Origin of the sequence: Stenotrophomonas sp. Sm2128, assembly GCF_030985535.1 — a bacterium.
Taxonomy (GTDB): Bacteria; Pseudomonadota; Gammaproteobacteria; order Xanthomonadales; family Xanthomonadaceae; genus Stenotrophomonas; species Stenotrophomonas maltophilia.
In genome coordinates this window covers 1-18,586 of sequence record NZ_JAPTFQ010000064.1, presented here as the reverse complement: position 1 = coordinate 18,586, position 18,586 = coordinate 1, and the positions used below count along the sequence as shown (strand labels likewise).

22 protein-coding genes are annotated in these 18,586 nt (G+C 64.5%); all 22 read left to right on the top strand.

Annotation, left to right across the window (positions count from 1 at the left end; genetic code table 11):
* The first annotated feature begins 45 nt into the window (after window positions 1–45).
* Window positions 46–465: a hypothetical protein gene (locus O0K41_RS16530; RefSeq protein ID WP_049403063.1), complete on the top strand. Its 420-nt coding sequence runs from the start codon at window positions 46–48 to the stop codon at window positions 463–465.
* A 218-nt stretch (window positions 466–683) separates the two neighbouring features.
* A complete protein-coding gene (locus O0K41_RS16525) occupies window positions 684–1,202 on the top strand; it encodes a lysozyme (RefSeq protein WP_049449885.1) in 519 nt (172 codons plus the stop codon).
* Window positions 1,202–1,708, top strand: coding sequence for a lysis system i-spanin subunit Rz (locus tag O0K41_RS16520; protein WP_049403135.1), 507 nt, complete (start codon window positions 1,202–1,204; stop codon window positions 1,706–1,708). Before O0K41_RS16525 ends, O0K41_RS16520 begins: the two co-directional genes overlap by 1 nt.
* Window positions 1,705–2,022 (top strand): hypothetical protein, encoded by a 318-nt coding sequence (locus tag O0K41_RS16515; protein ID WP_049397725.1) that lies wholly within the window; start codon window positions 1,705–1,707, stop codon window positions 2,020–2,022. The genes O0K41_RS16520 and O0K41_RS16515 overlap by 4 nt, the downstream gene beginning before the upstream one ends.
* Window positions 2,019–2,342: a hypothetical protein gene (locus tag O0K41_RS16510; protein ID WP_024957611.1), complete on the top strand. Its 324-nt coding sequence runs from the start codon at window positions 2,019–2,021 to the stop codon at window positions 2,340–2,342. The genes O0K41_RS16515 and O0K41_RS16510 overlap by 4 nt, the downstream gene beginning before the upstream one ends.
* A 4-nt stretch (window positions 2,343–2,346) precedes the next feature.
* On the top strand, window positions 2,347–2,904 hold the full coding sequence (locus tag O0K41_RS16505; RefSeq protein ID WP_065427999.1) for a DUF3486 family protein: 558 nt from the start codon (window positions 2,347–2,349) through the stop codon (window positions 2,902–2,904).
* Entirely contained in the window at window positions 2,905–4,641 is a 1,737-nt protein-coding gene (locus O0K41_RS16500) for a phage protein (protein WP_049403060.1), read from the top strand.
* Window positions 4,638–6,164: a DUF935 family protein gene (locus O0K41_RS16495; RefSeq protein ID WP_049403059.1), complete on the top strand. Its 1,527-nt coding sequence runs from the start codon at window positions 4,638–4,640 to the stop codon at window positions 6,162–6,164. The genes O0K41_RS16500 and O0K41_RS16495 overlap by 4 nt, the downstream gene beginning before the upstream one ends.
* Before the next feature lie 3 nt (window positions 6,165–6,167).
* Window positions 6,168–7,445, top strand: coding sequence for a phage minor head protein (locus tag O0K41_RS16490; protein WP_049403058.1), 1,278 nt, complete (start codon window positions 6,168–6,170; stop codon window positions 7,443–7,445).
* Window positions 7,445–8,014, top strand: coding sequence for a phage virion morphogenesis protein (locus O0K41_RS16485; RefSeq protein WP_049403057.1), 570 nt, complete (start codon window positions 7,445–7,447; stop codon window positions 8,012–8,014). Before O0K41_RS16490 ends, O0K41_RS16485 begins: the two co-directional genes overlap by 1 nt.
* Before the next feature lie 296 nt (window positions 8,015–8,310).
* Window positions 8,311–9,516 (top strand): hypothetical protein, encoded by a 1,206-nt coding sequence (locus O0K41_RS16480; RefSeq protein ID WP_049403056.1) that lies wholly within the window; start codon window positions 8,311–8,313, stop codon window positions 9,514–9,516.
* 22 nt (window positions 9,517–9,538) lie between these two features.
* On the top strand, window positions 9,539–9,880 hold the full coding sequence (locus tag O0K41_RS16475; RefSeq protein WP_049403055.1) for a capsid cement protein: 342 nt from the start codon (window positions 9,539–9,541) through the stop codon (window positions 9,878–9,880).
* A gap of 25 nt (window positions 9,881–9,905) precedes the next feature.
* Complete coding sequence (locus tag O0K41_RS16470) at window positions 9,906–10,850, top strand: hypothetical protein (protein WP_049403054.1); 945 nt, start codon at window positions 9,906–9,908, stop codon at window positions 10,848–10,850.
* 160 nt (window positions 10,851–11,010) lie between these two features.
* Window positions 11,011–11,505 (top strand): hypothetical protein, encoded by a 495-nt coding sequence (locus O0K41_RS16465; protein ID WP_308304533.1) that lies wholly within the window; start codon window positions 11,011–11,013, stop codon window positions 11,503–11,505.
* Window positions 11,506–11,514: 9 nt separating this feature from the next.
* A complete protein-coding gene (locus O0K41_RS16460; RefSeq protein WP_024957621.1) occupies window positions 11,515–12,048 on the top strand; it encodes a DUF1320 domain-containing protein in 534 nt (177 codons plus the stop codon).
* On the top strand, window positions 12,045–12,521 hold the full coding sequence (locus O0K41_RS16455) for a hypothetical protein (protein WP_065427638.1): 477 nt from the start codon (window positions 12,045–12,047) through the stop codon (window positions 12,519–12,521). The genes O0K41_RS16460 and O0K41_RS16455 overlap by 4 nt, the downstream gene beginning before the upstream one ends.
* Complete coding sequence (locus tag O0K41_RS16450) at window positions 12,518–12,739, top strand: hypothetical protein (protein ID WP_049403053.1); 222 nt, start codon at window positions 12,518–12,520, stop codon at window positions 12,737–12,739. The genes O0K41_RS16455 and O0K41_RS16450 overlap by 4 nt, the downstream gene beginning before the upstream one ends.
* 3 nt (window positions 12,740–12,742) lie before the next feature.
* Window positions 12,743–13,498, top strand: a complete 756-nt coding sequence (locus O0K41_RS16445) for a hypothetical protein (RefSeq protein WP_308304532.1) — start codon at window positions 12,743–12,745, stop codon at window positions 13,496–13,498.
* Window positions 13,498–14,007 (top strand): DUF6631 family protein, encoded by a 510-nt coding sequence (locus O0K41_RS16440; protein ID WP_049403051.1) that lies wholly within the window; start codon window positions 13,498–13,500, stop codon window positions 14,005–14,007. The genes O0K41_RS16445 and O0K41_RS16440 overlap by 1 nt, the downstream gene beginning before the upstream one ends.
* Window positions 14,008–14,048: 41 nt before the next feature.
* Entirely contained in the window at window positions 14,049–14,189 is a 141-nt protein-coding gene (locus O0K41_RS16435; protein ID WP_008266411.1) for a hypothetical protein, read from the top strand.
* Window positions 14,190–14,191: 2 nt separating this feature from the next.
* Entirely contained in the window at window positions 14,192–17,713 is a 3,522-nt protein-coding gene (locus O0K41_RS16430; RefSeq protein WP_049403050.1) for a phage tail length tape measure family protein, read from the top strand.
* Between the two features lie 2 nt (window positions 17,714–17,715).
* A partial coding sequence (locus O0K41_RS16425) for a hypothetical protein (protein ID WP_308304531.1) occupies window positions 17,716–18,586 on the top strand: 871 nt, incomplete at its 3' end.

Here is an 18,586-nt window from a genome sequence, read left to right as displayed (position 1 = left end):
GCGCATTTTTCAATGCGCAGAATTCAAATCGGACAAGGAGGCGTCATGAAGAAGCTGGTTTTTTCGCTCGCGGTTCTGTTGGTCTTGCTCGGTGCAAAGGCGGTAATTGGCCAGGACTTCAAAGACCAGAATCTCAAGCATCTAGTCATCGGAAAAACAACGCTGAGCGAGGCGGCCGCCCTCTTGGAAGCGCCGCCGCTGCGATCATCGGTTGGGGCAAGCGGCGCTACTGGCTACACCTGGCAATACATCCAGTCGAAAGCCAGTCTTTGGACTGGCAATGTGCGCAGCTCCAGTAAGCAGGTCATCCTGGTCTTCAATACGGATGGAACATTCCAGAGAATTTTCCAAATGGATGGCATCCAGCTCCCGCCTGAGGATCTCGAGAGGCTTTTCAGTCAGCCTGCTGCCGAGCACGCGCACAGGCAACAGAACCAAGTGAATTCACGAGCTGTTCCAGACTGACTCGGGGCGATCGAGATCTGACGGTCCGCCCGTTGTGATGTTGATCGCAATGAAAGGCCACACTCTCACGCGCGCGCGTGAGGTTCCTCGAAACCAGTTTCAAAGACGACGATCAGTCAAAGACTGAAACTCTGCCCATCGGTTTGGTGTGCGCATGGCGCACCTGGCCGGCGGGCATCCTCGTCTGCCCGTCGGCCATCTTTCCCTGGAGATGGCGCATGGCAGCAGAGCAATCCGGTAACAAAGCACTGCCCATCGCGGGCGGAATGCTGGCGACCATGCTGGCGTTGCTGCTCGGGCTGGTACAGCCCTTTGAGGGCTACTCGGCCCAGCCCTACCGCGATGTAGTCGGCAAACTGACGGTTTGCTACGGCCATACGGCAAACGTCGAACAGCGCACCTACACCCGCGCCGAATGCGAGCGCCTGCTCCAGTCGGACCTTGGTGTTGCCTGGAACACCGTACAGAGCTGCATCAAGGCGCCGATGACGGACTATCAGGCGGCTGCCCTGACGTCCTTCGCCTTCAACGTGGGTCCTGGCGGTGCCGGGGTCAAGGATGGACTGTGCTTCCTGCGTAACGGTCAGCAGCCGCGCATCCGCGTCTACGCCAACCAGGGGCGCTGGGATCTGGCCTGTGCCCAGTTGAGCAACTGGGCCAATGCCGGCGGCAAGCCCTACAAAGGCCTGGAGCGCCGCCGCACGGCCGAGCGCGCGATGTGCGAGGGCCGGTACTGATGATTCGCGCCCTGATCGCAACGGTCGCCCTGCTGCTGGTGCTCCTGCTGGTGGCCATTGCCGCAGCACTTCTCTACCGCGGCAATGCCCTGGACGCGCAGGCTCGTGACGCCACGGCGCAGCAGCGTGTGACCACGCTTGAATCGCAGCTTGAAGACGAGCGCAGCGCTCGTGGCATCGAGCACACCCAGGCCAAGGCGATGGCCCAGATCGGAGACGAACATGAAAATGATCGGGAGGCGTCCGCGTCCGTCCCTGCTGCCGTTGTGGCTGACGTGCGTACTGGCGATCTCAAGCTGCGCAACGACCTCGCCACCTGCCACACCGCTCGCCTGTCCCAAGCCGTCTCTGGCGCCGTCGAACGTGATGCGAGCGCCCAACTACGAGCAGAGGTCGCGGGCGATCTTGTTCGAATCGGACGCGACGCCGACAACCACGTCCGGGCCTGCCAGCGCGCCATCGGTGTCCTCACCGGACAGCAACCTTCCGTCGAGGCCAACCCATGATCGTTGAAGTGCAGCCGCTCTACCTGGTGTGGTTCGCCGGCATCGGCATCACCCTGCTCGGCGGCCTGATCGCCGGCGGTCGCTGGCTGGTCAACCAGCTGCAGCAACGCACTGATCAGCAGTTGGCCATCCTGATCAACGACAGCAAGCGCTGGCGCGAGGTTGAGAGCCACCTCACCGACTTCCGTCTGGAAGTTGCGAAGGAATACGTCCGCCGCGAGGACTATGCCCGCGGGCAGAGCGTCATCGAGGCAAAGCTCGATGCAGTGGCCTCGAAGATCACGAACATGCAAAGCAAGGGGAACACGCCGTGAGTCACGGAAATCAGGGCCCGGATCTGGGTAAGTTGCGCCGGGAGCAGCTGCGCTGGCTGATGCTGCTGGTGCTGGATCGCTCTCGCCCGTATCCGATCGGCGAAGCCGTCCTGGCCGGCGCCGCCCAGGACATGTATCCGGATGCCACCGCTTTGGAAGTGCGCAGGGAGCTGGATTACCTGGACACCCGCCGCTTGATCGACATCACCAAATCCCCTTCGGGGCCGTGGTCGGCTGAGCTGACGCGCCACGGTGTGGATATTGTCGAGTACAGCATCGACTGCGGGCCGGGCATCGCGCGCCCACCGAAGTACTGGTGATCCCATGCCTCCCGTGAGCAAGATCGACCTATTGCCGGCCGAGGTACGCGACGAGCTGGATCGGCGCCTGGTCGCCAATGCCTTCGGCGGCAGCATCTCGCTGTCCGAATGGCTCGGCGAGCAGGGCTACGAGATCAGCAAGACCACCGTCAACGAGCGGGCCAAGCGGCTCAAGCGCCGCCTGGCCTCGATCAGTGCTAGCACCGAGGCAATGAAGCTGGTGGCCGAGCAGTCGCCGGATAATGCCGCCGAGCGCGGCAGTGCACTGCTGGGCCTACTGCAGACCGACCTGTTCGAAGCGCTGCTGCAGTTCCAGGAGGCGGCCGACCAGGATGATGAAAGCATTTCCCCAGCCGATCGCATTGCGCTGTACAGCAAGGCGGCCAAGGCCATTGCTGAACTGACCCGCTCTTCCATCGTGCGCGAGAAATGGGCCGGCGAGATCCGCCAGAAGGCGCTGGTCGACGCGGCCAGCCGGGTCGAGGAGGCTGCACGGGCCAAGGGCCTGGACGCCGAGGGCGTGGAGTTCTGGCGCAACAAAGTGCTGCATGGAGTCGGCTAAGTGAGTGCACTGGGTCCCCTGCCGGATACCGAGCGCGTCCTGGACTGGGAGGAGCTGCCCGAGAGCGTGCGCTCGATCTCGGCCAACTTTGACCCGAGCAAGGCCGGTGTGCTGATGGCCCACCAGTCCGAATGGATCCGGATGCAGGAAGGGCTGGATATCGCGGTCTGCGAGAAGGGGCGTCGTACCGGCATCACCTTCGCTCAGGCGTTGAGCGACACCATCACCGCAGCCTCTGCCAAGGACGCCGGCGGCGACAACGTGTGGTACATGGCCGACACCAAGGAAAAGGGTCTGGAGTTCATCGGCTACGTGGCCAAGTTCGCGCCGATTATTGCCCAGGGCCAGGCGTCAAGGATTGAGCAGCACATCTTCCAGGACCAGCAGCCCGATGGCACCAGTCGGCAGATCCAGGCGTTCCGGGTTCGCTTCGCCAGTGGTTTCCGTATCACGGCACTGTCCTCGCGCCCGGAGAACATCCACGGCCTGCAGGGCGTGGTCGACCTGGACGAAGCGGCGCTGCACAAGGACGTAGCCAAGGTGCTCGAGTCGGCCACCGCCCTGCTGATCTGGGGCGGCCGCATCCGCGTGTGGTCCACCCACCGCGGCAAGAAGAACCCGTTCAATCAGCTGGTGCAGGACGTCCAGGCCGGCCGCTACGGCAAGAAGGCCGGGGTCATCCGCATCAGCTTCGATGATGCTGTATCCAATGGCCTGTACGAGCGGGTCTGCGCCATGCGTGGCAAGGTGGCCACCGCCGAGGGCAAGAAGGAGTGGTACACCGCCATCCGCTCGGCCTACGGCCCGCGCAAGGCCGCCATGCGCGAGGAGCTGGACGTCATCCCGCGCGATGGCGATGGCTCAGCCATCCCTTCGGTCTGGATCGATCGGGCCATGCCCGAGGTCCGGCCCGTGCTGCGCCTGGTCTTCGATGATGACTTCCCCAAGCGCTCTGAGAAGGAGCGCGAGATCTGGTGCTCGGTCTGGATTGCTACCACGTTGCTGCCCGTGCTCCGTGCTGCGGTGGCCGGGTTCACCGGGCGCTGGGCGATCGGCATGGACTTCGCGCGCCACCGTCACTTCTCGGTCATCAAGCCTGCCAAGGTCGGGCAGGATCTGCGCCGCGACGTGCCGTTCCTGATCGAGATGGCCAACGCGCCCACCCGCCAGCAGGAGCAGATCCTGTGGGCGCTGCTGGACGCGCTGAAGGAAGGATTCCCTGGTCGCTGGTCATTTGCCGGCGATGCCACTGGCCCCGGCCAGACCTTGATGGAGTACACCGGCGACCGCTACGGCCGGGCTGAGCTCGATACCGAGACGGGCCGCTACGTCGGTGGCCCAATCCACGAGGTCACCCTGTCGCGCCCCTGGTACGGCGAATGGATGCCCAAGTACATCGCGCTGTTCGAAGACGGCTTCCTCAGCCTACCCAGGGACGCGTCCCTGGAAGACGACCACCGCGCAGTGGAGTACGTCGACGGCATCCCGATGGTGCCGCGTCTGGAGCGAAAGGACCTGCAGGATCCGGAGCTGGTGCGCCACGGCGACGGCGCGATCGCCGGCGTGCTGATGCAGTTTGCCGCACTCAACCACGTCACCTCGGTGCCCATCGAGTTCCAGGCGGCCGGCGCGCGCGCCTACATCGGCGACGGCCGAGCCGACGGCGTGGCCACCGTCGTGACCGATGATGCCTTCGGCACGGTCAGCGGCGGAAATGATTTTGGAGGATATGCATGACCACCGCCCGCCCAGAGATCGACCGCGAGATTGCCACCACTGCCGATGGCATCGACATCACCCGTGGTTACACCGGGCCACTGCTGCTGCCCTTTGACAGTGTCCTGCGCAACCGCGGCGGCTACGACCTTCAGATCTACGAACAGGTGCTGTCCGACCCGGAGGTGAAGACCACCTTCGGCTCTCGCCAGGATTCGGTGGTGGCCTGCGAATGGCAGGTGGAGCCCGGCGGCGAGAAGCGCATCGACCGCCAGGCGGCAGAGTATCTGCAGGAGCAGCTGCATGGCATCGGCTGGGACAACGTCACCCGCAAGATGCTCTTCGGCGTGTTCTACGGCTATGGCGTGGCGGAGATCCTGTACAAGGTCGACGGTACTCGCATCGGCCTGAAGGACATCAAAGTTCGCAACCGTCGGCGCTTCCGTTACGGCAAGGAAGGTGACCTGCGCCTGCTCACCCAGACCCAGATGACCGAGGGCGTGCCTGCGCACGCGCCTTACTTCTGGAACTTCTGCTCCGGTGCCGATCACGACGATGAGCCGTATGGCCTGGGCCTGGCGCACTGGCTGTACTGGCCGGTGCTGTTCAAGCGCAACGGCCTCAAGTTCTGGCTGATCTTCCTGGAGAAGTTCGGCATGCCCACCGCCGTCGGCGAATACGACGAAAATGCTACCGATCCAGAGAAGGCCAAGCTGCTGCAGGCCACACGCGCGATCCAGACCGACAGCGGCATCATCATGCCCAAGGGCATGGCGCTGAGACTGCTGGAGGCCGGACGGAGCGGCACGGCCGATTACAAGGCCCTGCAGGACTACATGGATGCCACCATCCAGAAGGTGGTGCTTGGCCAGACCGCCAGCACCCAGGGCACGCCCGGCAAGCTGGGCAACGACCAGCTGCAGCGCGAAGTGCGCCGCGACATCATTACCTCCGATGCCGACCTGGTGTGCGAGTCCTTCAACAAGGGGCCAGCGCGCTGGCTCACCGAATGGAACTTCCCCGGCGCGGCCATTCCTCGGGTCTATCGCGTCACGGAAGAGTCGGAGGATCTGGACGCTACCGCCAGCCGCGACAAGAAGATCCTCGACCTGGGCTACAAGCCCAAGCAGGTCTACATGGATCAGACCTATGGCGACAACTACGAGCCGGTCCAGGCGCCGCAGGAGCCGCCTGCGGCACCGACGGCGATCGATGGCGCCGAGTTCGCCAATGCCGGCGGTGCGGTAGTCAGTTTGCTGCGCAGGCACTATCCCGCCGCCTTTGCCGACAGCACCCCGAAGACGCCCGATCCCGCTGTCGAACTGGGCCAGCAGCTCGATCGCCGGCTGTCGCCCATTGGTGCTGGATGGGTCGAGCAGATCCGCCAGCTGGTCGATGAGGTCGACTCGCTGGAGCAATTGCGCGACCGGCTGTTTGAGCTGCACCCGAACATGACCCTGGACGACTACGCCTCGGTGATGGCCGATGCGATGACGGCAGCGACGCTGGCTGGCCGTACCGACATCCAGGGCGCGGGAGACTGATCAATGGCCGGGGTTGCCTACGCTCAACTGCCGTTCCGGGAGCAGATCGAGTTCTTCCGTCGCAAAAAGAACGTGCTCACCGAGAGCTACCTGGACGTTTGGGAGTCGGAGCACGACACCAGCTTCATGGTGGCCGGTGCCAACCGTGACGCTCTGCTGGCGGACTTCCGGCAATCCATCGATCGGGTCATTGCTGAGGGGCGGACTCTTCAGCAGTTCCGGGAGGACTTCGACCGGATCGTGGCCACGCATGGTTGGGACTACAACGGCGGTCGGAACTGGCGCTCACGGGTGATCTACGAGACCAACCTGCGCCAGAGCTACAACGCCGGACGCTGGGCCCAGCTGCAGCAGCTGATCAAGGTGCGGCCGTTCTGGCGCTACAACCACAACGACGCCGTCGAGCACCCTCGGCCGCTGCACGTGTCGTGGAATGGCCTGGTGCTGCGCCACGACGATCCGTGGTGGCGCTACCACTATCCAGCCAACGGCTGGGGCTGCCAGTGCTATGTCGATGCGCTCAACGAGCGCGACCTGCGCCGGTTGGGCAAGAATGGTCCGGATAAGGCTCCCGAGATCGTGATGCAGTCGGTGACCATCGGGCAGCGCAGTCCCGGTGGGACCCGCACGGTGCTGACGCCGGCAGGCGTCGATCCTGGGTTCGGCTACGCGCCGGGGGCAACGGCTGACCACTGGCCCAGTGGCCGCGGTGGTCCGGTCACCCCGCCTTCGTTGACCGAGCAGCTCACCTCCGCTCTGCAGAACGCCCTGGAGACGGGAGCACGGTTGCCGGCGGCGCCAGCGGCTGCCAGCGCTGCCCAGGCCTTGGCGCGGCCGCGCGCCAGGGATGCGCTGCAGGCCGGCTATGCCAGCTGGCTGGCCAGCATTGATGCCGATGCTGCCCACGCTGCCCGCTATCTGGCCGGAGCACTGTCGCCCGGATTGGTGTCGCAGCTGCAGCGTGCCGCCGTTCGCCCAGCGACGGCGGCCTTTGCCGTGTTGGCCGACCAGCTCCCCATCACTCGGCCTGGCGCGGTGGCCATCGCCGCAGCCGAGCTGCCGATTCGCCTTCTCGATGCGGTGGCCATCCTGCTGGACGCTGCCGCAGGCCGCTTGCGCTATGTGCTGGCGGTGGGACGTCCTGCCTTCATGGTGGTCGACGTGGCCATCTCGGGAACGGGCGTCAGCACGGTGCAGTCCCAGCTGCAGATGCTGATGCCCGCCGAACTCCAGCGCGGCGTTGCCGATGGCACGCTGCAGCTGCTGCAGGGAGAGATCTGATGGCACAGCTTGAGGTCACGCTTGATTCGGCAACACCTGGTCTGGCCGATGCGCTGCGGCAGCTGGAGGGCGAGGCGCACCAACTGATCTTGAAGGACTGGGGCGAGTACCTGCTGAGATCCACACGCGAGCGGGCTGCAAAGGAGCGTGACCCGACTGGACGTCGATGGCGCGCGCTTGAGCCCAGCTACAAGCGCTGGAAACAGAAGAAGCGCCCCGGCGTGCCGATTCTGAAGTTCGATTTCCACATGCTCGGTGACATGGCTTCATGGCAAACGGACGGGAACGATGCCGTCCTGGTCGGTACCAATGCACCCTATGGCGCCATCCACCAATTCGGCGGCACCATCCAACGCGCCGCGCGTCCGGCCAACATCCACCTGAAGACGGGTAAAGGCGGCAGCCGGTTCGTCAAAGCCAGTCGTGGGAACGCGCGCTACAAGCGCTCGGTCACAATGCCTTCGTACACGAACACCATCGCTGCTCGTCCGTGGCTCGGTGTCAGTCGCGAGGATGAGAAGGAGCTGCTGGATATCGCCCAGGATCACGTGAGCGGCGCCTTCGAGTGATCATCGCGCAGGAGGCGCTGTGTACGCCTCTATGCTGGGGCCGCCACACTCAGACGTCATAGGCGGCTGCTTGGTGTCTGACACGCCTCTGAAGGCCGCGTCGGTGCCTGCATCCGCGCAACAAGATCACTGCACGCGGATCGTCCATGTCTGTTAAACGTTTCTTGCAGGATGCGGTCCCAATGCGTGAGACGGCACTGCGGGAAAACTGGCGACATGAATCAATCTGTCGCTGCCCGGGAAAGTTGGAAACCAGTTTCAAAGACAGCGTGTTCTGACGCGGGAAAACTGGCGGCATGAACCAGCCCGCCGCCACCCTGCAGATCTTCAAAGCCGGCACGCACGTTGCCGAAGACGGCCGCACGCTGACCTTCAGCGAAGCCGATGTGCAGCAGATCGCCGATAGCTACGATCCGGCACTGCATGAAGCACCCATCGTGGTGGGCCATCCCAAGACTGACGATCCGGCCTATGGCTGGGGCAAAACCCTTCAGGCCAAGGACGGCCTCCTCGTCGCCGAGCCGCACAATGTTGATCCTGCCTTTGCAGAGCTGGTCAACAACGGGCGCTTCAAGAAGATCAGCGCTTCGATCTTCATGCCTGATTCGCCGGGAAATCCGACGCCGGGCAAGTACTACCTGCGCCACATCGGCTTCCTGGGCGCGCAGCCGCCGGCGGTGAAGGGACTCAAGTCGGCCTCGTTCGCTGAGGGCGACGATGCCGCCTGCTTTGCCATGTCGCTGGCCCCGCTGGGCTGGACGCTGACGGACCTGTTCCGCCGCTTCCGCGACTGGCTGATCGACACCCAGGGCCTTGAGACGGCCGACCAGGTCATTCCCGACTGGCAGATCCGTGGGATCGCGAGCAGCACACGCGATGACGACGAAGCGCGCAACTCAGCCCTCTTTGCGTCGCCATTGCTCACCCAGTTCCCGCGCAGCGCCATCGGCGCGCCAGCGCCCATCCCGGCAACGCCTCCCACTCGTGAACAGGTCAAATCGGAGATCGACCCCATGTCCCAGCAGAACACCCCGGAGCACGCCCAGCGTCAGCAGCAGCTCGACCAGCAGGCTTCCACCCTGGACGCTCGCGAGAAGGCCCTCGCCGCCCGTGAGCAGTCCGCCCGACGCGAAGATGCGGTGGCGTTCGCCGAAGGCCTGGTGAAGGAAGGCAAGTTGCTGCCCCGTCAGCAGCCGGCCGTGGTGGAGCTGCTGCTGGCCCAGCCCAATGGCAAGGAACCGCTGAACTTCGCCGAGGGCGAAACGACGGTGTCCAAGCCAGCTGAGTCGGTCCTGCGCGAGCTGCTGACCAGCCTGCCCAAGGCAGTGGACTTCGGCGAGAAGTCCGGTGGCGACGCACCCAACGCAGCGGCGAACTTCGCCGCGCCCCCGGGCACGCATGTCGATGCTGGCCGCGCGGATCTGTTCAACCAGGCCAAGGCCTACCAGCAGCAGCATCCCGGCACGTCCTGGGCGGCTGCAGTCGCCGCGGTCGGCGGCTGACCTTCCCATCCAGGAGCCCACCATGTCCCAGAACATCGCTCTGCTCACGCTGTCCGTGCTGGCCGCGGCAGCCCTCACCCACAACCGCTTCGTCTCGCCTACCGGTGGAGTCGCCGCTGCTGGCGGCAACGCCTGCGGGGTTGCGCGCTCGGATGCCGCCGTCGGGCAGTTGGCTCCGGTCGACGTCTTGGGCACCACGCAAGTGACCGCAGGTGGCGCAATCGCTGCCGGCGCCGCCCTCCAGGTAGGTGTCGATGGCAAGGCCATCACCGCCGACGCCGGCAAGGTCGTTGCCCGTGCGGCGCCTGGCGCCACGGCCACCGCCGATGGCGATGTCCTTGAAGTGATCCTCATCCCGAACTGACCGGCTAGTGCCGTAGGAGATTTACATGTCTGGACAAATGACCCCCGGCCAGGTTCGCGTCGTTGACCCGATCCTTTCCGAACACGCCCGTGGCTACCGCCAGGCGCAGCTCGTGGCCACCGCGCTGTTCCCCTTCGCCGACGTCGCCGCCTATGGCGGCCAGGTGATCGAGTTCGGCAAGGAATCCTTCAAAATCTACAACGCCAAGCGTGCCCCCGGTGCCAATACCAAGCGCATCCGCTTCGGCTATGAAGGCAAGCCGTACGCCATCGTCCCGAGCGCACTGGAAGCGCCGGTGCCGCGTGAACACATGCGAGATGCGAGCCAAGTGCCGGGGATCAACCTGAGCACCCGGGCCGTGAACATCGTGCTGCGCTCGCTGCTGCTGGAATACGAGGTGGACAGCGCCAAGATCGCCACCAGTGCCGCCAACTACGACAACGACCACAAGGTCGCGCTGGCTGGCAACAACGTGTGGTCCAACGCCGCCTCCAATCCGGCGCAGGATGTGGAAACCGGCAAGGAAGCAGTGCGAGACAGCATTGGCCTGTACCCCAACACCATGTTGCTGTCGGCCAAGGCCTTCAAGCAGCTCAAGCAGCATCCGAAGCTGATCGATCGCTCCGCCAGCACTGGCATTCGCAAGGTCACCCTGGATCTGCTCAAGCAGGTCTTCGAGATCGACAACATTGTCGTCGGCGGCGGTGTGGTTGCTGATGACAATGGCGCCTTTGGTGACGTGTGGGGCACTTCGGCTGTCCTGGCCTACGTCAGCCCCGGTGCCGACGTGAACGCCAACGTGGAAGAGCCCAGCTACGGCTATGGCTACCGCATCGAAGGCATGCCGCTGGTCGAAGTTCCCTACTGGGACAACAGCGCCAAGAGCTGGATCTATGGCGTCAGCAACGATGCCACTCCGGTCCTGGCAGGCATGGCGGCGGGCTATCTGATCAGCGGCGCCGGCAACTGATGAAGGGAGCCGGCGAAGGATCGCCGGCGTAGTTGCCGCTGACCCGTACAACCCAGCGAGCGGCAGCACCAGGCGAACGCGGGCCTGGCCGTGCGGAGCACAGCAGAACCATGCGTGACAGCCGGAGAGCACGGCACCACACCTATTCGGAGAACTCGTCGTGGCCAAGCCCCGCACTGCGCCGCCCAGCGCACCCAAGACCGTCCAGGACGACCAGCCGGCCGACGTGCCAGTCGTCACGGAAGACAAGACTGCCGACGCACCGCCGGCGACGGACGGCTTGGTGCCGGAGCAAGGCCACAGTGAGCTGGAGACCGCCACGTCGGCGGCCTCCGCAGGCGATGGTGCTGCCGTCGACCCGCTGCAGGCTGACCATCCGGCAGCGGACCAGGATGCCGCCATCGACGCGGGTGCTCCGTCGCCGGAAGCCGACATCACCATTGGGGTTGCCGCCGGTGGAGGCGATTCGCCCAATGCACTGGTTTCTGATGGTCTCTGGGTGCCTATGTGCTTTGAAGTACTCAGCCCGTTCAAGCACAACGACGTCGTCGTCAAGCCGCCGGCGTGGATCGAGATGACATGGGAAGAGGCGCAGGCCTACCAGGATGCCGGTGTCCTCGGTGACGACCCGGTCGCCCCGGAAGAGCTGGAGTAACCGGCCGTCATGTCCTACTGCACGCTCGCACTGCTGTCGGCGGCCAAGCTTGCCCAGGAGCTGGCGCAGGTGGCCACGCCGGAGCGCTATCCGATTGTGGACGATGCGCTGATGGATGCCACGCTGCTCGGCAGTGATCGCAGCGCATTCGACCCGGCCGACGTGGCGATCGCCGATGAGGCGGCCGCGCACGTGCAGCGCGCCCTGGACGATGCCGATGGCGTGATCAACGGCTACCTGGTCATGCGCAAGCCCAAGCCCTATCCGGTACCGCTGCCAGCGCCGGTACCGGGCATCGTGTCCACCTGGGCACGGTGGATTGCGCGCTACCTGCTGCACAAGGATCGAGTCAACACCGAGGAACGCACCGATCCGGTGGTGCGCGACTACAAGGAGGCGCTTGCCTTTCTGGAGAAGGTGCGCAAGGGCGAATTCAGCCTTGGTGAGGATGATCCGCTGCCGGCGCCGAGCAGCGGTGCGCCCGAGGTTTGCGCGCCGCCGCGGGAGTTTAGCCACCGCACCCTGCAGGACTACGGCCGGTGAGCACGCAGCCCTTCGACATCGGGCTGGTGCGCGATCGCATCCGCCAGGGCGTCAGCGAGAAGGAGCTGCGGCAAGTCCAGGGCAGCGCCGACTACGCCGCCGTTACAGCGCTGCGCGACTTCCCCGCGCCGTGCTGCTACGTGCTGCTGGCCCGGGAGATGCCGCTGGAGACCAAAACCGGCGTTTCGATCCCCGGCCAGCAGACGCGCCTGGCGCAGTTGGTCGAAGTGAACTTCGCGGTGGTGACCGTCTGCCGCAACTACCGCGAGCAGCGCGGGGCGCAGGTGATCGATGAGCTGCGCCTGCTGCTGGGCAAGGTTCGTCAGCCGCTGCTGGGCTGGGCACCGCCCATTCCTGGTGGCCGTGCCTGCCAGCTCATCGAGGGCAACCTCGAGGACTACGACGCTGCCACCGCCCTTTGGGTCGACGTATGGAAGACCCAAGCCGTTCTTCAACCCGAGATTCCGCGATGACTACCCAGACCACTCAGAAGCACACGATCAAGAAGGCGGGCCTGACGCTTGCGAGCAAGCCCATTGCGGAAGGCGAAACGGTGGAGCTTCCTGCCGACCTGGTGCCCTGGGCGGTTGAGCGCGGCTTCATCGACGCTCCCGACGCCGATTCTTCCCCCAATCCGTCGCGCAAGGCCAACGGCCAGGCGACTCCTGCCATCGCCCAGGAGGCGAAGTAAGCCATGTCCGATACCGAGTATTTCTCCCTGCAGGGTCGTGTGTACCTGGGCCTGCGCAATGCCGACGGCAGCCGCGCACCGGCGCGTTGGGCGTATGACGCCAGCGTCCTCGAGCTGACCATGTCCAGCACTCGTGAAACCAAGAAGGAAAGCTGGTCCGGTGTGCGCGGCGTCGGCGCTACCATGACCACCGAGCGCAACCTCGGCGTCAATCTGACCCTGGGCCAGCTCAACACCGATCACCTGGCGCTGGCCACGGACGGCACCCGCATGGAGCTGGCTGCCGGCTCAGCAGCCAACGAGGCCATTGGTACGGTCAAGCCGGGGGATGTGGTCGCGCTGGAGTATGCGGCGATCAGTGCACTGGTACTGGAGGGCGGCACCCCAGCCGCGCCGTTGGTGCTGGACACCGACTACACCGTCAACCTGACCACCGGCATCGTCACCTTCCTCACCGCTAAGACGGCGGTGGTGGCCAAGACCTATAAGTACGCTGCGCACAGCCTGGTGAAGGTCTTCGAAAGCACCAAGTCCGAGTACTACGTACTCTTCGACGGCGTCAACAGTGTTGATGGCACCACCATGCGCTTCCGCGGCGAGGTTCACCGCGTCACCTTCCCGGCCTCGGAGACGCTGTCGCTGATCAACGACACCTTCGGTGAGATTGCGCTCACCGGCGAGGCCAAGATTGACCCGGTGCGGCAGGCCGATCCGCGCTTCGGGCTGTACGCCCGTGCCCTGCTGGTGGATGCAGCCTGATGGCCAAGGTGATCGGCAATGTCGGTCAGCAGTCCCCCGGATCCGGCACTACGGATCCGGGGGCAATAGCCGGTGAGCTGGACGTGCTAGCCGGCCAGCAGCAGGGGCAGCTCGGCGAAAAGACCATCACAGTGCGCGAGTACGGCTTCTTTGAGGCCGCTCGCATCCTGCAGACCGCCGCACCACTGGTTGGGGACCTGCAGCCGCTGTTCGAAGGCACCGATCCGCCTTCCATGCTGCAGGTGATGGATGCACTTATGTCCCACCCGGATCTGATCCGGCATCTACTGGCATGCTCGATCGCAGCGCCGCCGGCTGATGCCAAGGATCACGCAGCCGAGGTGCGGGAGCAGGAAGCGTGGCTGGAGACGCTCAACGAAACCGATGGCGAGCAGATGCTGCTCTTGTGGTGGCAGGCCAATAGCAGTTTTTTTCTCCGCCGCCTGCTCCGAAACGCCGTCAGTCAAAAGGTACTCCCGTCGGTTACGGACGCGTCTTCACCGACCTGATCAACGCTGGCTACGGCCGCAGCTTTGGCGATATCGGTCGCATGACCAAGCGCCAGATATCCCTCGCCTGGGAGCACGTCCAGGCTCAGCAGCGGCGGGCACGGCGGGAGCGCATTACCGACGTCAACGCTGCGTATGCCGGCGGTAATTCGATGACCACCTTGCTGAAGGATCTGAAATAACAATGGCCTCCTCGCGCAACCTCGAACTGGCGATGCGTATCGCCCTGGACATCGAGCAGGTGCGCCAGGCGCTGCCAGTGGTCCAGAAGGGGCTCGCCTCGGTCAAGGGCGCCGGCCAGGATGCCGGCGCCGGCCTGGGCGACGTCACGAAAGAGGCGAAGAAGGCCGCTGATGCCTTGGACAGGGCCGCGCGCAGCAGTGCCGCCTCGGGCAGCCAAATGGAGGATGCTGGCCAGAAGGCGGCCGCCGGCGCGGCGGGCATGGCCACGGCAGGAGAATCGGCTAAGGCCATGTCGGCGGATGTGGCCACCGCCGCAGATCGCGTCCGAACGTCCGGCGCAGCGGTACAGAAGACAGTGGCCGATGAGATTCGCCTGATCTCCGAGCTCGATGCACGTCTGGAGCGCGGCGCGGCGAGCATGTCCGATCTGGCCGACACCGAGGCGATGCTTGATCGGGTGATTGCGCGCGGCCTGATCACCACCGAGGATTACAACAGCGCGCTCAAGGCGCTGGACAAGCAGGAAGCGGGCCTGGCTCGGTCGGAGCAACAGCGTCAGCGTGCTGTTGAGGGCGCCCTGGGGCGCTATGACAGTGCATCAGTAAAGCTGCAGAAGCTCGAGCGGGACGAGCAGGAACTCAAGGCGGCGGTAGATGCCGGCCGCATCAGTCGCGAGCAGTACAACCGCGCCCTGGCGGGCATCAACGTCCAGCGCAACGCGGTCAAGGTTGCCGAAGCGACCAGCCGCAGCCTGGGCGCCGGGGCGATCTCGGCCGGCCAGTACCAGATGGCCATGCGCCAGCTGCCGGCGCAGATCACCGATATCACCACCAGCATCGTCAGCGGCATGCCGATCTGGATGGTGGCCATCCAGCAGGGCGGCCAGCTGAAGGATTCCTTCGGCGGTGTCGTCCCCGCCGCCCGCGCACTTACCAGTGCGCTCAACCCCGCGGTGGTCGTCCTGGGCGGTGTGGCTGCCGGACTGGGTGTTGTTGGCTTTGCAGCGCTGCAGGGCTACAAGCAGCTGCGAGCCTTTGACGCCGCTGTGATCTCGACCGGCCATTCACTTGGCGTGTCCAGCGGTCAGCTCTATGCCCAGGCGAATGCCGTCGGTGCGGTCACCGGCGAGTACTCCGATGCTACGGCGGCCGCGCAGCAGCTTGCTTCCAGTGGGAAGCTGACGGCCAACACCCTATCCACTGCAATCAGTGTCGCGGTCAACCTGGCCAAGCTGACGGGCGAGTCGATCGAGGGCACCACCGCCAAGGTGATCGAGGTCTCCAAGGCGCCTTCGGCTACGCTGGCCAAGCTCAACGAGCAGTACCACTTCCTCACCGCAGCGGTGTACGAACAGGTTCGAGCCCTGGAGGACCAGGGCAAGGCGACCGATGCCGCCAAGGCCGCGCTGGAGGCGATTGCCAATGTCAGTGACCAGCGCGTCAAAGAAATGGAATCGCGGGCGGGCTATCTGGAGCAGGCATGGGATGCAGTGGCCCGTACGCTCAAGAGGGTTTGGCAAGGGCTGAAGGACATTGGCCGCACCGACTCCGAGGCGATGCTCCGCGCGGAAACTGCGGCGATGCGTGGTACGACCGAGCAGCTGCAGCAGGCGCTGAAGAACGGCAACACGCCAGCCATCAGCTACTACTACGACCTGCAGATCAAGCAGATGGACCGGCTCCGCAAGGCTCGGGCCGCCTACGATCGTGACGTCAATGCTGCCGAGAGCGCCGGCCAAGCCCAGCGCATCCAGGATGCCGGCGTCGAAGCCGCCAAGGCGATCGCATCGGGTCTGGAGGAAGGTGCCAGCAAAGCGGAGAAGCTGAAGAAGGCGACCGAAGAGGTTGCCAAGCAGTTCCGCGAGCTGCGCAAGGCTAATCCAGGAAGCGACCTCCTCAAGGGTGTCAGCTTCGGCGACGATGGCAGCGTCAGCGGCGGTGCCTACGACAAGCGGGTTGCCCAGCTGCAGGAGAAGTTCAAAGAGCGCACCCGGAAAGCGCCGAAGACGGAAGGTCAGAAGGATGAGGCCGCAGCACAGCGAGAGCTGGAGCGACTCAAGCAGCAGATCGATCTGGTCGGAACCCTGGATGAGACTCGCAAGAAAGCGACCGAGACTGCCCGCATCCAGGCAGCTATTGCTGAGGGCAACTTCCAGAATGCTTCGGCGAAGACCAAGCAGGAGTTGCTGGACGAAGCCAAGAAGCTGGATCTGGCCAACCTGCGGGTCGAGGCCGACCGCAAGATGCTGGAGATCCGCGATCGCATTGCAGCTCTGCAGGGCCGAGGTCCGGATGCGGAGTTGGCCAAGACCACGCGTGAACTGACGAAGCTGAAGGAAGAGCTGGAAGCCGCCGGACGGTCTGCTGACGCTGCAGATGTTGCCAAGCTCCTCAATCTGAGCAAGGCCAGCACGGATCTGAAGAACCTTCAGGATACCTACAACCAGGTCATGGCCGGCATCGCACTGGGCCAGCAAAGAATCCAAGTGGAGCTGGAAGCAGGCTTGATCACGCAAGCCGACGCACAGCAACGCGTGGTTGACCTGTATCAGAAGCAGAGCTCGGCCTTGCGGGATCTTGTTCCGCAGATGCGAGCAGCGGCAATGGCACTGGGAACGCCGGAAGCAATCGCCGCGGTCGATCAGATCGACCTGAAGCTCAAGGAAATGGTTCAGACCACGAACCTGCTTCAGCAAACCGTTAGGACGACGCTTCAGAACGGCTTCAAAGAAGCCTTTATGTCGCTGGCAAATGGAAGCGCCTCGTTAACTGACGCAGTGCGCGGATTCTTCTTGTCCGTTTCCAGCGGCTTGGCCGAGTTCGTGGCCGATCAGTGGTCGCAGGCGTTGGCCAGTCGAATCACGTCGATGGTGTTCGACAAGGGGGTGGATGCCGGAACTGACGCGGCCGCCGCTGCCGCGACTCAGGCTTCAGCAGCAGCTCTGTCGACTGCCGCTGCCGGCGTCACCGCCGGCGCCACGGCAGTGGCCACCAGCGCAACCGCGCTAAGCACCTCGGGCGCGGGCTTGATCACTGGGGCATCTGCGGTGACGGCTGCCGCCATCCAGATGCAGGCTGCGGCACAGGCGATGGCCGCTGCGTCGGCCGTGAGAGCGGCCGCCAGCTATGCGGTAGGCGGTTACACCGGCCCTGGCAGCAAGTATCAGGAGGCCGGCACGGTCCACGCGGGTGAATTCGTCCATCGTCAGGAAGTAGTACGCCAGCCTGGCGCCCTGGCATTCCTCTACGACTTCAATAGGGTGGGTATGGCCGCGCTTGAGCGTTGGCGTGGCTATGCCGACGGAGGGCATGTGGCAGCGATGCCCACGCTGCAGCGGTCCCCCGTGTTCACCAGCGCAGCGTCGGCGCCGCCGAGCACTGCTGCGCAGTTGGGCCTGCGCGTGATCAACCAGGTTTCGCCGGACCTGCTCGACCAGTACCTGGACGACCCCGGCAGCGACACCACCGTCATCAACAAGATCAGCCGCAACTCTGCGGCGATCCGCCAAGTATTGGGACTCTGAGCATGGCCTGGGCAACCGACACCGCCGCCAACATCACCGACCTCATGGCCCGCCTGCGGGACTTCCTGACTACCAATGCCTCCCTGGTTGCGGCGAACCAGCAATGGCAGGTCGTGGGTGGCGTGGCCAGCGGTCCGATCGCGGCCAACGATTTTGTGTCACTGAAGGGCCGAGGCCTGGCGGGCGAGGATGAGATCTACGTGTCTCTGCAGGCATGGGTGGTGCCCGCCAGCGCCTTCTACAACATGGCGGTCTTTGGTCACACCGGCTACAACCCGGCGCAGCCGCGCGTGGATCCTCCTGGCTCCAATTCAAATCCGGTAGCGCTGCTGGGCGTCAACTCGCCGATCAAGTACTGGTTCGTTGCCAATGGCCGTTGCTTCAAGGTCATCACGCGAATCAACGGCCGCTACGACGCCGTCTACGCCGGCTTCATCTTGACCGACCATCTGCCAGCCGACTGGAGCTACCCGCTTTTCATCGGGGGATCGTGCCTGGAGCGGAACTACCTGGCCTCGTCGGATGGCTACGAGCATTCCAATTTCTGGAGCCCCAACGCAGACGGTACGAACAACACCAATCGCAGCCAAGCGTATCTGTTCTCGCCAATGCAGGCTTGGGTTCCGATCCGCAACCTCGCTCTGAACGGATCTCTCACTACCGGGCGTATGAGCCTGCCGTGGGCAAAGACAATCTGCAACCAGAACGTGCGCAACTGCCTGGACGGGCAGCGCTGGGTACAGCGCGGTCAGTTGGCGGGCTTTGCGTGGGACGGCAGCCTCACCGACAGATCTTATCCCGACAGCCAAATGCCTGAGAAGGGACAGTTCTATGGCAGCTTCGACGGCGTCTTCTACACCCCGTCCTTCGGTG

Bases quoted from the DNA above. Each gene is read 5' to 3' on its own strand.
- O0K41_RS16440 (WP_049403051.1), top strand. From the start codon at position 13,498: ATGGCCAAGGTGATCGGCAATGTCGGTCAGCAGTCCCCCGGATCCGGC.
- O0K41_RS16430 (WP_049403050.1), top strand. From the start codon at position 14,192: ATGGCCTCCTCGCGCAACCTCGAACTGGCGATGCGTATCGCCCTGGAC.
- O0K41_RS16525 (WP_049449885.1), top strand. From the start codon at position 684: ATGGCAGCAGAGCAATCCGGTAACAAAGCACTGCCCATCGCGGGCGGA.
- O0K41_RS16470 (WP_049403054.1), top strand. From the start codon at position 9,906: ATGTCTGGACAAATGACCCCCGGCCAGGTTCGCGTCGTTGACCCGATC.
- O0K41_RS16505 (WP_065427999.1), top strand. From the start codon at position 2,347: ATGCCTCCCGTGAGCAAGATCGACCTATTGCCGGCCGAGGTACGCGAC.
- O0K41_RS16485 (WP_049403057.1), top strand. From the start codon at position 7,445: ATGGCACAGCTTGAGGTCACGCTTGATTCGGCAACACCTGGTCTGGCC.
- O0K41_RS16495 (WP_049403059.1), top strand. From the start codon at position 4,638: ATGACCACCGCCCGCCCAGAGATCGACCGCGAGATTGCCACCACTGCC.
- O0K41_RS16450 (WP_049403053.1), top strand. From the start codon at position 12,518: ATGACTACCCAGACCACTCAGAAGCACACGATCAAGAAGGCGGGCCTG.
- O0K41_RS16435 (WP_008266411.1), top strand. From the start codon at position 14,049: ATGACCAAGCGCCAGATATCCCTCGCCTGGGAGCACGTCCAGGCTCAG.
- O0K41_RS16445 (WP_308304532.1), top strand. From the start codon at position 12,743: ATGTCCGATACCGAGTATTTCTCCCTGCAGGGTCGTGTGTACCTGGGC.
- O0K41_RS16480 (WP_049403056.1), top strand. From the start codon at position 8,311: ATGAACCAGCCCGCCGCCACCCTGCAGATCTTCAAAGCCGGCACGCAC.
- O0K41_RS16520 (WP_049403135.1), top strand. From the start codon at position 1,202: ATGATTCGCGCCCTGATCGCAACGGTCGCCCTGCTGCTGGTGCTCCTG.
- O0K41_RS16515 (WP_049397725.1), top strand. From the start codon at position 1,705: ATGATCGTTGAAGTGCAGCCGCTCTACCTGGTGTGGTTCGCCGGCATC.
- O0K41_RS16475 (WP_049403055.1), top strand. From the start codon at position 9,539: ATGTCCCAGAACATCGCTCTGCTCACGCTGTCCGTGCTGGCCGCGGCA.
- O0K41_RS16530 (WP_049403063.1), top strand. From the start codon at position 46: ATGAAGAAGCTGGTTTTTTCGCTCGCGGTTCTGTTGGTCTTGCTCGGT.
- O0K41_RS16460 (WP_024957621.1), top strand. From the start codon at position 11,515: ATGTCCTACTGCACGCTCGCACTGCTGTCGGCGGCCAAGCTTGCCCAG.
- O0K41_RS16490 (WP_049403058.1), top strand. From the start codon at position 6,168: ATGGCCGGGGTTGCCTACGCTCAACTGCCGTTCCGGGAGCAGATCGAG.